The organism is Prevotella multiformis DSM 16608 (genome assembly GCF_000191065.1).
In the GTDB taxonomy this organism is placed as follows: Bacteria; Bacteroidota; Bacteroidia; order Bacteroidales; family Bacteroidaceae; genus Prevotella; species Prevotella multiformis.
The window spans coordinates 1524721-1538079 of record NZ_GL872283.1 but is presented as its reverse complement, the minus strand read 5'-3'; the positions used below and the strand labels follow the sequence as shown (position 1 = coordinate 1538079).

The window sequence follows — 13359 nt, the reverse complement described above, 5'->3', positions numbered from 1 at the left end:
ATTGTCACCATGCAATGGGAACTGTTCCATGAGCCTCCAAATACTGGTTGCACCGTGAAAACTGGTGCTGTCCGAACCAGCCTCCCCGGTTGGCAGAGAGCGGTGAAGGGTGTACACTCTCGAGAATACAATGCCGCTGTGGGTCGATCAGCGCCTTCTTGCTGCGGGCGAAGCCACCCCACAGCATGAATACAAGATGATCCCGCCCGTCACTGAGCGCCTTGATGGTGCCATCGGTAAATATGCCCCACCCTAACCGCTGGTGGCTGTTTGCAACGTGGGCACGGACAGTCAGCGTGGCATTGAGCAGCAGCACACCCTGTTCGGCCCATCGTGTCAGGTCGCCCGACCGGCTGGCCGGTACGCCGAGGTCGTCTTCAATCTCCTTGTAGATGTTCACCAGCGAGGGAGGAATCCTTACACCGTCTGGCACGGAGAAGCTCAGTCCCATTGCCTGACCGGGTTCGTGATAGGGATCCTGCCCGATGATGACGACTTTCACCTTGTCGAAAGGACACAGGTTGAAAGCGTTGAAGATGAGTCGTCCAGGCGGATAACAGGGGAATTGTGCATACTCCTGTCTCACCTGTTCTGTTAACTGCCGGAAGTAAGGTTTCTCAAATTCCCCGGCCAGCCGCTGTTCCCATGACGGTTCGATCTTTACATTCATCGCCTCGTTTCTTTTTCCTGCAAAAGTACGATAAAGTTCCGACAATAACAAAAAAGTCGTGCCCGAAAGGCACGACTTTTATCTGTTCACGCTATCTGTTTACTTCTTGCTGGGCTTGCACTGCTTCCTGCACGGCTTCTGTGCCTTTTTCGACTTGTCGTTGCGACAGTCTTTCTTGCAGTTCTGCTTGTCCTGCCTGCAGCATTTCTCGTCCTTCTTGCAGCAGGGTTTTGCCGGCTGCTTGTCGCAGCAGGCCTTTGCATGCTTCGGACATTTCTTTGTCTGCTGACATGCCTGCTCCTGCTGGGCTTTGTCACACTTGACTGCATCCTGTGCCTGTGCGGTTACTGTACAAAGACTGAATGCTACTGCGAAAGATAATGCTATTTTCTTGAATTCCATAACCTTTTGCTGTTTTAAAATTATACATTAATAACTGATTAACTCATAAAAGGGGAAAACCCTTATGCTTGCAAAGGTAATAAAAAAAACAATTCCCGCCGCCCTCTTAGACCGCTTGCATTGTGCTTTTTTGCTTTATTATAATATTTTCATTAATTTACAAGATCCTTTTCTGTCACGCCTAAGTCTTTACCGTATTCACCCTGCGTGAAGGGCATATCCTTGTGTTGCAATAAAAAAGGTTCTTCCGTTCAATGCGTGGATACTTTTCGTATAGCTAACGGAAGAGCCGAAGTGGTTCATTCAACAAAAACATAGCCAAGACCGTCGACTCTCTATCCTGTTACCTCCTCCGATACAAAGACCTTTTCATTTTGATGCGTTGAAAAGACAGATAAGGTTTTGAAAAGTCATTACATAATTTCAGACAAATCTTCTGCAAATAAAAAGAATACATGCAAAAAAGCTGGTTTGCAACCAGCAGTCAATCAACTGGTTATTAATTCATTTTTAAATGGTGCTTGATTGGACTTCAAAAGGGCGTTGGTAACACGCTAAGAGAGCACCTGTTGCAAGTCAATCAGGCATCTTTCATGAGCCAGAAGAGCATGTGTCGGCTTTGAACTGCATAAAAATATTTACAAACGCCGTTGATATAGGAATAAGCTGTCTGCAGGAGACGGAAAGACATCTGAAGTTCTGTTACTTTTTTTGCTTTTCTTGCTTTCTCCAAAGCCTTGATCTTTGCTTTGTCTTTAAGACAGGCGCGCTTTACTTTCTGTTCGGTTTTAGCGACTCCTTTCTTGACTTTCTTTACATCAGACTTCAACTTGGCTTTGTCGGCCTTTTCGGCATGCTTTACTTTGCAATTGATCTTCTTTGCATCAGCGCAGACCTTTTCCTTGCCGATTTTCTCTGCATGCTTTACCTCGCTGCCGACCTTTTTCGCATCTGCTTCAAGTTTCTTTTCGTCAGCGTTGAGCTTCTCTTTGCCGGCTTTCTCTGCTTTCTTCACGGCAGAGCCTACTTTCTTTGCCAGTGTATCGATACGCTGCCCAATCGTTTCATGACTTGTCACTTTCTTGCCTTTCTGTGCCTGTGTGTTAAGAGAACAGAGTCCTGCAAGTACTGCCAGTGATAATGCGAATTTACGAATCTCCATTGCTTTTCAATCTTAAAATAATAACTGAAACCTAATGATAAGTCGTGAAAATAACTCTCGACGACAAAGGAGACAAAAACAAATCCCAAAAGCCAAAAACAGCCTTTGGGATTTATTTGTTTTTAGATTGTCGGCGATCTCTTAGTCTGTAATCAGGTTCTCACCTGTCATGTCTGCCGGCTGTTCCAGTCCCATGATATGGAGGATAGAAGGAGCGACATCGGCCAGCCGCCCGTCTTTGACGGTCGCTGAATTGTTGTCGGTCACGTAGATGAACGGAACCGGATTCAGCGAGTGTGCGGTGTTCGGCGTACCGTCATCATTGATGGCGTGGTCGGCATTGCCGTGGTCGGCGATGATGATAGCCTCGTAATCATTGGCCTTGGCAGCCTCAATCACCTCCTTGACACAGTGGTCGACAGCCCATACTGCCTTGGCGATGGCATGGTAGACACCTGTATGCCCTACCATGTCGCCGTTGGCGAAGTTCACCACGATGAAGTCGTACTGCTGTGTGTTGATGGCGCCGACGAGTTTGTCCTTCACTTCAAAGGCGCTCATCTCCGGCTGCAGGTCGTAGGTCGCCACCTTCGGAGAGTGGACCAGGATGCGGTCTTCGCCCTCGTAAGGCTGCTCGCGTCCGCCGTTGAAGAAGAAGGTCACGTGTGCGTACTTCTCTGTCTCTGCGGTGTGGAGCTGCCGTTTGCCGAGCCGGCTGAGGTATTCGCCCAAGGTGTCTACTACATTCTCCTTGGGGAAGAGAATGTGTACTCCTTTGAAGTTGGCATCGTAAGGTGTCATGCAGTAGTACTGCAGGTCCTTGATGGTGTGCATGCCTTCATCCGGCATATCCTGCTGGGTCAGCACATACGTCAGCTCCCGGGCACGGTCGTTGCGGAAATTGATGAAGATGACCACGTCGCCTTCCTGAATCGTACCGTCTACCGAAGAGTTGTTGATCGGTTTGATGAACTCGTCCGTCACGCCGTCGGCATAGCTTGCCTCGACAGCCTTCACCATGTCGGTGGCCTGGTTGCCCTTGCCCTCGACGAGCAGGTCGTAAGCCTCCTTCACACGGTTCCAACGCTTGTCGCGGTCCATTGCATAGAAGCGGCCGACGATGGAAGCAACGTGTGCTCCGTTGGCATCACAGACCTTCTGGATGTCGGCGATGAAGCCGGCGCCGCTCTTCGGGTCGGTGTCACGGCCGTCCATGAAGCAGTGTACGTAGACATCCTTCAGATTGTATTCCTTGCCGATTTCAATCAGTTTGAAGAGATGATCCAGTGAAGAGTGGACGCCTCCCGTAGACGTCAGTCCCATCAAGTGGAGCTTCTTGCCTGTCTTCTGTGCATAGCTGTATGCGTCGACAATGCCCTGGTTCTTCAGAATGTCCCCTGTCTGACAGGCTTTGTTGATTTTCACGAGGTCCTGATAGACGATACGGCCGGCGCCGATATTCAGGTGTCCCACCTCCGAGTTGCCCATCTGGCCGGCCGGCAGACCGACATCTTCCCCCGAAGCCTGCAACTGCGAATGTGCGCTGACCGCATTCAAATAATCCAGAAAAGGTGTCGGTGTGTTGTAAATCACATCGCCTCTGTCATGTTTTCCGTTACCCCATCCGTCAAGGATCATCAATAAAGCTTTCTTTGCCATAATTTTACCTTTATATTTTGTTGTTGTCTTCGTTTCTGCAAAGATACGACAAAAGAATAAGACTATGGCAAAAAGGCATTGGATTTTTACGGCAGAAAATACGGCGGGTTTCCGCGAAAGCGACAGGTGTCTGCCGCTCATCGTGGTTGAACGTGTTTCCGCTGTTTTCAGCAGGGCAGGGCGCTCTTCGCCTATGGGGGGCGGACTATTGCAGCCGGAACGTTATGGGGACGACGGCCCATGTCCCTTTCTTGGGCTTGCGTTTCCATTTCCAGGCCGGCATCGTCTTTAAGACACGGAGTGCTTCCTGATCTAACGCCGGGTCAACAGAACGCACAACCGTAAACCGACTGCACCTGCCCTTGGGGTTGACAAAGAACTTCACGATGATCCTTCCTTGGCAGCATGTCTCCTGCAATGTGGGAGGGTAACGGAGATTGGCTGCAATGAAAGCCTTGAAGTCACCGGGAAAGCAAGGGTGTTCTTCGAAGAGACATACCGCTTCCATCTCCCGTTCCCGCTCCGTCTTTGCGGTGTCTTCCTTCTCCATGGGTGCGACCGAGGACACCGTATCACGGTGGGGGACAGAAGCCGGTTCGGCGCAGAACATGGGCAGAGAGGAACTGTCGCACCTTGTTTTCCCCGGTTCCATCGGTTTTTTCTGGTGCTGTGCAGCGGATTCCCCGACGACAACGAAACACATCAGCAACGTACAGAATAATTTTTCCTTCATAATCAAGACCGTTTAATATTCAATTCAGTATGTTTGCTTCATTCCGAAATCCAAGCTCTTTCTTTTCTGCAAGAACCAGGGTGGAGGATGAAAACCTGCGCCAGCGCTTAAACGCAATCACGCCGCCGCAGGTTTATGAAAAGCAGATGACATATATTGGAACTTAATGTCAATGCAAAGGTAAAGAAGAAGAGAATACCCTGCAATACCCCGTTCTTCCTTGACACATTTCCGGTCATTAGCCTGCTGATTATCATTCGTTTATCTCTCCCTTTCCATAGATTCTGACACAACTGTGATTTGGCGGTCATGCATAGAATGTGTATCTTTGCATATATGAAAACGAGAATGTGCCTGCTGCTGACGGTCCTTGCCGCTTTGCTCTCATGTCAGCAGAAGAGACTGCCTGCCTATCCTGCTACCGACGACGGAATCGCACGGATGCGGCTCGACAGTGCGGCGTTGTTTGCCGGGAGACATGACGCCCGTAATGCGATGTATCAGCTGAAGGCAGCTGAGAAACATCTATTCAATGTAACGGAGGACTCTCTGAAGTTCACGACTTACTACCGTATCGCACTGTTGAATGCGCAGAGCGGTGCCTACAGGCTGGCTCTCGACTACCTCAGCCATGCCGCCGGGCACGCCGACGACAGCAAACGAAGCCACCGGCTGACGGATGTTTACCTCGAAAAGGCTTCCGTCTTCAACCAAATGGGACTGCGTGATTCGGCCTTGCTGTATATAAAACGGGCGGAAACATTCAGACCCCGCATCCGGAAAGATCAGGAAAAGACGCTGCAGGAGATACGTACACGGATAGAGAAGCATCAGGTTCTTTCGGTTTCACCGGAGAAAGACATTGAGATGGTACAGATACAGGACCGTTATGAAGTGGCGGTCGCACAGCGGAAAGCCCTGCAGTTGCAGCTGTACATTGCTTATCTGCTCCTGCTTCTCGTTGCCGTGACCATCGGCGTCGTCGTATGGTTCCGCCGTCGTCTGCGCCAGCAGACCCGCTCCTACAGGAAGCTGCAGCAGGAAACGGAGCAGAACATCCAGCAGACCTTGCAGCGGAAGGATGCGACCATCGATGAGATGAAGACGGAGATTGACAACAGGCTCAACGAACTGAAACAGCTGAAAGCTTCACTTCCCGCACCGGTAGAAGATGCGAAAACCATCGATTCCATCGAGCAGATGAAGCTGGGTATAGACACGCTCTATACGATTATGAAAGGCGGAAATCTCTCCCAGATGGGCAAACGGGAGCAACTGGCGGTCAACGTCATCATGCCCAGCTTCGACTATGACCTGTCGTATGTGATCAACAACCCGCATTATGCCTTCACGCCCAAGGAAACATTTTATTACATCATGGAGCACAACGGCATGACGGATGAACAGAAAGCTGAGGCCTTCTGTTGTACGGCGCAGGCTGTGAGGTCGATAAAGAGCCGGATGAAGCGGAAGATGGAGAACAGGACGAAACCTTCCTGAGCAGGGGCGGCTTTAGTCGGCCGTCAGCTCGCCTGCTGTATGTATGATAGTGAAGGAAACGGGCCCGTGTTCCCCGTACAGGGTGTACATCGTCTGTTGGAAGGCGTCTGAGCATAGGCATCCGGGCTGTTTCAAGTCTGATGGGACAGCCGTCTTGTTGATTATGGAAAACCATGGAAGACATTGCCTTTCATGTCGAGATTCTCCTTTTCCTGCAAAGAACATCTGCTGGTTTGCATATGCCTTTGAATTCGGAAGGTCTGTTTGGAATCATAGAAAAAGGCCGTTTCAAAAAGCAGACACACATGTCCTGTGCGTTTCCCGTAGGGTTCTGTTGATGGATGCTGAGATGCCGCACACCCTCTCCATCCACCCGTGGGTACTTTTTTGAAACAGCCTTTTTCTGTCGGGCTTTTACGGGTCTTTACGACGATGGAACCGTCTGTTTTTATCTGATGAAAAGCAGCTCCCGGTATTTGGGAAGTGTCCACAACTCATCGCTGACAACCAGTTCCAGTTTGTCGATCTGGTAGCGGATGGCCTCCATCTTCGGTGCGACCGTGTCGTGATAGGCCACTGCTTTCTCCCGCTGGCTTCCGATCTTGTTGGCATTTTTCCGGGCATTGACCAGTTCCTCGACTCCCGATTCGATGATGTTGGTGCGCTCGGCGATCTCCCGGATGATCTTGATGTTGCGTTCGCTGAGCTGCTTCCCCTCTACATCGCCGAAGATGTCGACCATGTTCTGGACGTTCTTCGCCAGCTGGCTCTGGTAGTGTGTGGCTACGGGGATGATATGGTTCATGGCGAGGTCGCCCATCACACGTGCTTCGATCTGTATCTTCTTCGTGTACGTCTCCCATTTCACCTCGTTGCGGGCTTCCAGTTCGTTGTGGCTCATGACGTTCATCTGCTCGAACATCCGGATGGATTCCCTGTCAAGGTAGCGGTCGAAACAGACCGGACAGCTCGGCTCGCAGTCGAGTCCCCGGCGGGCGGCCTCTTCCTTCCATTCGTCAGAATAGCCGTTTCCGTCGAACCGGATGGGCTTGCAGGCCTTGATGTCCTCGCGGAGGATGTCGATGATGGCTGATGTCTGCTCTTCCCCTTTCGCTGTCAGTGTGTCGACACGTTCGGCAAAGTCGGTCAGGGCTTCGGCGACGGCGGTGTTGAGCACGATCATGGCCGCGGCGCAGTTGGCTTCAGAGCCGACAGCACGGAATTCGAAGCGGTTGCCGGTGAAGGCGAAGGGTGAAGTGCGGTTGCGGTCGGTATTGTCGATGAAGAGTTCCGGAATCTCCGGGATGTCAAGCTGCATGCCGGTTTTCCCGCTGAGGTTGAAGAGATTGTCTTTGTCGGCCTTCTCTATGTGGTCGAGCAGGTCGCTGATCTGTCTGCCGAGGAAGGAGGAGATGATGGCCGGCGGAGCCTCGTTTGCACCGAGGCGGTGGTCGTTGGTGGCACTCATCACGGAGGCTTTGAGCAGTCCGTTGTGTCGGTAGACGGCCATCAGCGTCTCGACGATGAAGACGACGAAGCGGAGATTGTCCGCCGGTGTCTTCCCCGCAGCATGGAGGAGGATGCCGTTGTCGGTACACAGGCTCCAGTTGTTGTGCTTGCCCGATCCGTTGATGCCGTCGAACGGCTTTTCGTGCAGGAGGACACGGAAGCTGTGCTTGTGGGCGATTTTCTTCATGAGCGACATCAACAGCATGTTGTGGTCTACCGCCAGGTTGCATTCCTCGAAGATAGGTGCCAGCTCGAACTGGCCGGGTGCCACCTCGTTGTGGCGGGTCTTGCAGGGGATACCCAGTTCGAGAGCCTGTATCTCCAGGTCTTTCATGAACGCCTGTACACGTTCTGGAATCGTGCCGAAGTAGTGGTCGTCCATCTGCTGGTTCTTGGCGGAGTCATGTCCCATGAGCGTACGGCCGGTCAGCATGAGGTCGGGGCGTGCGAAGTAAAGGTCTTCGTCGACGAGGAAATACTCCTGCTCCCAGCCGAGGTTGCTGTGTACTTGTCTGACCTCCGGGTAGAAATAGTGGCAGACCTTGGTTGCGGCCACGTTTACGGCATGCAGTGCCTTCAGCAGCGGGGCCTTGTAGTCGAGCGCCTCCCCTGTATAGGAGATGAAAATGGTCGGAATGCAAAGTGTGTCGTCGATGATGAAGACCGGGCTGGTCGGATCCCAGGCCGAGTAGCCGCGTGCCTCGAAGGTGTTGCGGATGCCGCCGTTGGGAAACGAACTGGCATCAGGTTCCTGCTGTACGAGCAGCTTGCCGGAAAATTCCTCCATCATGCCGCCCTTTCCGTCGTGCTCGACAAAGGCGTCGTGCTTCTCTGCCGTTCCCTCTGTAAGGGGCTGGAACCAGTGCGTGTAGTGGGTCGCGCCGTGTTCCTCCGCCCATTTCTTCATTCCCTGTGCTACGGCATCGGCGATCGACCGGTCCAGGCGTGTCCCGTTGTCGATGACATCCACCAGCTTCTGATAAACGTCAACGGGAAGGTACTTGTACATCTTTGCGCGGTTGAACACATACTTTGCGTAGAAGTCTCCCGGCCGTTCTTTAGGGGTGTTGACCTCGAGGGGGCGTTTCTTGAAGGCTTCCTCGACAGCTTCAAATCTTAAGTTAGCCATATCTCTTACCTTTTAAATGGAACTTTCTGCTGCAAAATTAAGTATTTTCCTATGATCCTGCAAAGGATTCCGGCAGATTAGTCGCCGTTCTTTTCTGATGGGATGACTGATGGGATGGCTGTGTCTTTCCGGACAGGGGGAACTTCTATGGGCGGGAAGACGGCAGTGAAAGAAGAGCATGGAGGCGTGAAAGAAAAGAGTGTACACCTGCTCGCGCAGACATACACTCAGCCACTTAACTAAATAACTTAAAAATTATCTGATTCAAAGTTTTGCCGGATACCCTTCATCACGAGGAGCGGTCTGGCTACTTAAAATGACTATTAACTAACTAATAACTATGTAAACGTAATTTGATTGCTACTCAATAATAGCCTTGAATTGGACTGCAAAGATAAAACTTTTCCTGCAAAGGAAAGGCATTCTGTCCCTTTTTTATTCATCATGTATGTGAAATTTGTTGTACGTAGGACGTTTTGTTACTTCGCTTGTTCGTTTTTTCCGTTCCATTGCACGTCCTGTTGTCCTCAGCCAGCTCGTTCTGGTTGTTGCGGAGGGCTGTCGGACTGTCCTTTTCCGGGCAGACAATCAGGGGGCGGATCGGGCGGGGGGATGGAGATGGAGAGCTGGGGAGCCGTGCGGACAGCTGCTGCCGGCTGCCCGTCCTCTAAGGCATTGCCGTCTTCATGACCATCAGGATGTCGTTATAGGTGATGTCAGACGGGCACAGCTCCTTGATGGGTCTCATGCCGCCATCCGTCCCTACACCTTTTATAATCCGCCTGATGAGGTTGACTTTCGAACTGTCCATCACCTCCTCAATCTTTATGTCGCCCTTCCGGATATAGGGAAAGAGATGCCCCTGGACAGTCCCCGGGGTGAGGCCGCGCTCCTTTGCGATTTCCTTTATCCGCTTCCCCTCCTTGAAGAGCCTGAAGGTTATCTCGCCGGTACTCGGTCTGGGTGCAGACTTGGGAGCGTCCGGCTCTTTCTTCCTGCGTTTTCTTCCCTTTCCATCGTCGAGACTGTTCAGGATGGCCTCCTGCTTTGCTGTCAGATAGGCGACCGTGGAGAATCCCTCCTCCATGATGTGTTCCAGCAGTTCGCATTTGACCTGATACGACTGCTGCAGTTCCGCATAAGTGTTCTCAAAGCGTCTGGCGGCAGTCTTGTTGCTCGTCTGCAGTTCCTTTGTCATGCCGAGCACGTGGCTGAACAGTTCCGTCAGCTGGCTGTGGAAGTAACGTGTACTGCTCTTCACCCTCTCCATAAATTCGGCTTCATGCAGCTGTCCGGCGGTCATCCTTCTGATGATGTTCCCCCATTTCATCGATACTTTCAGGATGCGTGTGTCAAGGTCGGAAAGTGCCATCCTGTGGAGTGCCGTAATCTTCGGGAACTTGAAGAAGAACTCTGTCAGTACCCTGAAAAGTGCCGTTTCGGAGGCTTTTATCTCGTCGAAGTTGAACAGTTCCATGAGCAGCTGACGGTAGTATTCTTCTTTCAGGGCAGGCAGGGCGGAGATACTTTGCGCCGCCTGTTCGGTCTGATGGGAGATGTAGTCGCTCACGCGCCGGTCATTGATGATTGCCGTGCTGCGGATGGGCGTAGCCAGTACAAGTCCTTCCAGGGTCTTGCAGCGGCTCAGGGCGACGTAGACCTGTCCCGAGGCGAACGCCTGCTGTGCATCGATGATGGCGTGTTCGAAGGTCAGCCCCTGGCTTTTGTGTATGGTGATGGCCCATGCAAGTCGCAGCGGATACTGCCTGAAGGTGCCCTGCACCTCGGCTTCAATCTGTTTTGTCCGTTCGTTCAAGGTGTATTTCGTATTCTCCCAGGTCTCCGCTTCCACCTCGATGGCTTCGTCGTCACCGGGGCAGAGGACGAGGATCTTGCTGTGGTCAACGTATGTGACGTGTCCGATGCGGCCGTTGTAATAGCGGCCGCCGTTGTCGTTGCGGATGAACATCACCTGCGCCCCCGTCTTCAGGGTCAGATGGAAGTCGGCAGGGTAGTTGTATTCGGGGAAGTTGCCCTCGGTCTCCGCCCTGAATGTACAGGCTCTTGTCGGGAGATTGCGCAGCTGGTCTTCGTTGCAGCTCTCTGCGATCCTGTTGTGTGTCGTCAGTCGGATGTAGTCGCTCTCCGCCGCCGGCCGGAAGGCCGGTTGGTACCGCTCGTTGAGCCGTTGCAGGTCGGCCGCCGTGGTCTGTCCTTCTCTTACATGATTAAGTAAGGTGATGAAGGAACTGTCCTGCTGCCGGTAGACGTGTGTCAGTTCGATGGTCACGTAATTGATGCTGCGCAATGCCTTCGATCCGAAGAAGTAGGGCGTGTCATAGTACTGCTGCAACAGCTTCTCTTCTTCCGGTGTCACGACCGGCGTAAGCTGCTGCAGGTCGCCGATCATGAGCAGCTGCACTCCCCCGAAGGGTCTGTCGTGTTCGCGGAACCGGCGCAGGACGGAGTCGATGGCATCCAGCACGTCGGACCGGACCATGCTGATCTCGTCGATGATCAGCAGGTCGAGGGTGCGCATGATCTTGCGTTTTTCCTTGCTGTAGTCAAACCGGTTCTTGATGCTGGCATTGGGTACGAAGGGCGACAGAGGCAGCTGGAAGAACGAATGGATGGTCATGCCGCCGGCATTGATGGCCGCCACGCCGGTCGGTGCCACGATGATGCTCCGTTTCCTGCTCCGATCCCTGAGGGTACGGAGGAATGTCGTCTTGCCTGTGCCGGCCTTTCCGGTCAGGAAGATGCTGATTCCCGTATGTTCTACAAAGTCCCATGCGTTGCGCAGCTCCTGGTTCTTCTCCATGCTTCTGTCCGTTTGTCTGTTTGAGAGAACAAAGGTAATGGAAATGTCCGAGAAAAGCAAACTTTGCGTGCTTGATGAAAGTCAAGCAGCTTGACGCAAGGTAATTAAATAGCGGAAAACAGGATCCGGGGCAGATAAAACTTGCTTTCTGTCCCGTTTCTCTCTACCTTTGCACCCGTAAAGATTAAGGATAACATATTTGAGAACAGGAGGCGGAGAGCGTCTCCATTAAAAGGAAAGAAGATTATGATTTCAATAGTATTAGCCGCTGTAGTAGTTGCAGCATTGGTAGCAAAGGCAGTGAACGTCAACAACCACATTGCTGCCTGAGCCTGAAAGCGTGATTTGGAAATTTGAGAGTAAAGACTGTGTCCCGGCTTCATCTGGTGTGAGGCCGGGACTTTCTTTTTCCGTACCTTGCAGGGATGCCCGCAAGGATGAAAGCCCCGGGATTCTGCCGGCAGGGGGCGGACGGGAGCGGACAAGGCCTGTCTGCAACCGTGCCGGACGGTCGCCCGGCTCTGTTCTCTTCTCCCTTTTTCTGATAGGCGGGCGGGGAACCGTCTGCCCTTCCGCCTATTCCTCCCCGGCAAGAATCTGTGCCGCATGGTCCTTGGTCTTGATCTGTTTCGGGCCGAGGATGCGCTCGACGATGCCGTCTTCGTTGATGATGAAGGTGGTGCGGAAAGTGCCCATGTAGGTGCGTCCGTACATCTTCTTCTCGCCGTACACGCCGAAGGCTTCCACCAGCTTCAGGTCGGTGTCGGCGATGAGCGGGAAGGGCAGGCTGTTCTTCTCGATGAATTTCCGGTGCGATTTCTCGTCCTGTATGCTGGCGCCGATGACGGCATACCCCTTCGCCTTCAGGGCATCATAGTTGTCGCGCAGGTTGCAGGCCTGTGCCGTGCAGCCCGATGTCAGGTCTTTCGGATAGAAGTAGAGTACGATCTTCTTTCCTTTATAGTCACTCAGTCTGATTTCTTTCCCGTCCTGGTCTATGCCCAGGATTTCGGGTGCTTTGTCTCCTACGTTCATGTTCTTTTCCTGTTTGGTGAATGTTGTGTTCTGTCCGCAAAGATACGGAAAAGAAACGGTTTTTCACCGGGATTCGGGCGGAATTGTTGTATGGGTGAGGCCGGAAACCGCCGTGCAGCCGTTTCCTGCATTCGGCTGCTTACTTCTATGAAAAGATGTGGGACCTCATCTCACGATGAAGTCCCACTGGTAACTAAAAATATCCCATAAATAATAGGATTTTGGTAGTTATTTTCTTATTTTCATTTAACTAAGACCTTTCTGTCCTGTCGTTCACGCCCTCTGGGGACGTGTCTTTTTCGCCGTCTGTGCCCTGTCGGGGTGTACGGGAGACGAACGTGCGGAGCCTCCGCCGGTCTGCTGCACAGCTCTTGCCGGTTTGTCTCCGGCCGTCTTTCCGATGTCTGCGGGGGAGAAGTTGCAGGACAACGGCAGGAAGTGCTCAGATCAAGAATGTCGTATGTGTGTGATATGTCAATATAAATGTAGTCATTGTCGGTATCCTGTGTCTTGTCCTCACCGCCATTTGCCTTAATGTGCAATTATTTTGATGAACGGGCAGGAATGTTAGCGTCTTTTCGGATGCAAATATACGATATTTTGTTGAATTAATAGATAAATAACACTATTTCTTATCAAAAAAATGTGTTTTGAGTAATTTGACATAATTACGGATGTGGCTCTAAATACCTGACAAGTGCGGATGGAAACATTGCTGGAAACCCTTTGGGAGAATCGG

At 52.0% G+C, this 13359-nt stretch carries 9 protein-coding genes; 1 reads left to right on the top strand and 8 read right to left on the bottom strand.

Annotation, left to right across the window (positions count from 1 at the left end; genetic code table 11):
* Positions 1–4: 4 nt before the first annotated feature.
* The 5 genes from ung to HMPREF9141_RS11700 all read right to left on the bottom strand — a co-directional run bounded on the left by ung (position 5) and on the right by HMPREF9141_RS11700 (position 4626).
* Positions 5–670 carry a uracil-DNA glycosylase gene (gene ung / locus HMPREF9141_RS11720; RefSeq protein WP_007368984.1) on the bottom strand — a complete coding sequence of 222 codons (666 nt, stop codon included), beginning with the start codon at positions 668–670 and terminating at the stop codon, positions 5–7.
* A gap of 99 nt (positions 671–769) precedes the next feature.
* Positions 770–1072 carry a hypothetical protein gene (locus tag HMPREF9141_RS11715; protein ID WP_007368983.1) on the bottom strand — a complete coding sequence of 101 codons (303 nt, stop codon included), beginning with the start codon at positions 1070–1072 and terminating at the stop codon, positions 770–772.
* A 580-nt stretch (positions 1073–1652) separates the two neighbouring features.
* Positions 1653–2234, bottom strand: a complete 582-nt coding sequence (locus tag HMPREF9141_RS11710) for a hypothetical protein (RefSeq protein ID WP_007368981.1) — start codon at positions 2232–2234, stop codon at positions 1653–1655.
* A 141-nt stretch (positions 2235–2375) separates the two neighbouring features.
* Complete coding sequence (gpmI, locus tag HMPREF9141_RS11705; protein ID WP_040554890.1) at positions 2376–3893, bottom strand: 2,3-bisphosphoglycerate-independent phosphoglycerate mutase; 1518 nt, start codon at positions 3891–3893, stop codon at positions 2376–2378.
* A gap of 205 nt (positions 3894–4098) precedes the next feature.
* Entirely contained in the window at positions 4099–4626 is a 528-nt protein-coding gene (locus HMPREF9141_RS11700) for an energy transducer TonB (protein WP_007368979.1), read from the bottom strand.
* Between the two features lie 318 nt (positions 4627–4944).
* Here HMPREF9141_RS11700 and HMPREF9141_RS11695 point away from each other — a divergent pair, with 318 nt between their 5' ends.
* The gene (locus tag HMPREF9141_RS11695) at positions 4945–6126 is read left to right on the top strand and encodes a hypothetical protein (protein ID WP_007368976.1); all 1182 of its coding nucleotides are present in this window, start codon (positions 4945–4947) and stop codon (positions 6124–6126) included.
* A gap of 448 nt (positions 6127–6574) precedes the next feature.
* On the opposite strand, the gene HMPREF9141_RS11690 is transcribed toward HMPREF9141_RS11695, so the two are convergent.
* The 3 genes from HMPREF9141_RS11690 to bcp all read right to left on the bottom strand — a co-directional run bounded on the left by HMPREF9141_RS11690 (position 6575) and on the right by bcp (position 12620).
* The gene (locus tag HMPREF9141_RS11690; protein ID WP_007368974.1) at positions 6575–8764 is read right to left on the bottom strand and encodes a glutamine synthetase III family protein; all 2190 of its coding nucleotides are present in this window, start codon (positions 8762–8764) and stop codon (positions 6575–6577) included.
* A gap of 667 nt (positions 8765–9431) precedes the next feature.
* Positions 9432–11585 carry a helix-turn-helix domain-containing protein gene (locus tag HMPREF9141_RS11685; RefSeq protein ID WP_040554888.1) on the bottom strand — a complete coding sequence of 718 codons (2154 nt, stop codon included), beginning with the start codon at positions 11583–11585 and terminating at the stop codon, positions 9432–9434.
* A gap of 576 nt (positions 11586–12161) precedes the next feature.
* Positions 12162–12620 carry a thioredoxin-dependent thiol peroxidase gene (gene bcp, locus HMPREF9141_RS11675; RefSeq protein ID WP_007368969.1) on the bottom strand — a complete coding sequence of 153 codons (459 nt, stop codon included), beginning with the start codon at positions 12618–12620 and terminating at the stop codon, positions 12162–12164.
* Between the last annotated feature and the right edge of the window lie 739 nt (positions 12621–13359).

Bases quoted from the DNA above. Each gene is read 5' to 3' on its own strand.
- HMPREF9141_RS11695 (WP_007368976.1), top strand. From the start codon at position 4,945: ATGTGTATCTTTGCATATATGAAAACGAGAATGTGCCTGCTGCTGACG.
- gpmI (WP_040554890.1), bottom strand. From the start codon at position 3,893: ATGGCAAAGAAAGCTTTATTGATGATCCTTGACGGATGGGGTAACGGA.
- HMPREF9141_RS11710 (WP_007368981.1), bottom strand. From the start codon at position 2,234: ATGGAGATTCGTAAATTCGCATTATCACTGGCAGTACTTGCAGGACTC.
- HMPREF9141_RS11690 (WP_007368974.1), bottom strand. From the start codon at position 8,764: ATGGCTAACTTAAGATTTGAAGCTGTCGAGGAAGCCTTCAAGAAACGC.
- ung (WP_007368984.1), bottom strand. From the start codon at position 670: ATGAATGTAAAGATCGAACCGTCATGGGAACAGCGGCTGGCCGGGGAA.
- bcp (WP_007368969.1), bottom strand. From the start codon at position 12,620: ATGAACGTAGGAGACAAAGCACCCGAAATCCTGGGCATAGACCAGGAC.
- HMPREF9141_RS11685 (WP_040554888.1), bottom strand. From the start codon at position 11,585: ATGGAGAAGAACCAGGAGCTGCGCAACGCATGGGACTTTGTAGAACAT.
- HMPREF9141_RS11700 (WP_007368979.1), bottom strand. From the start codon at position 4,626: ATGAAGGAAAAATTATTCTGTACGTTGCTGATGTGTTTCGTTGTCGTC.
- HMPREF9141_RS11715 (WP_007368983.1), bottom strand. From the start codon at position 1,072: ATGGAATTCAAGAAAATAGCATTATCTTTCGCAGTAGCATTCAGTCTT.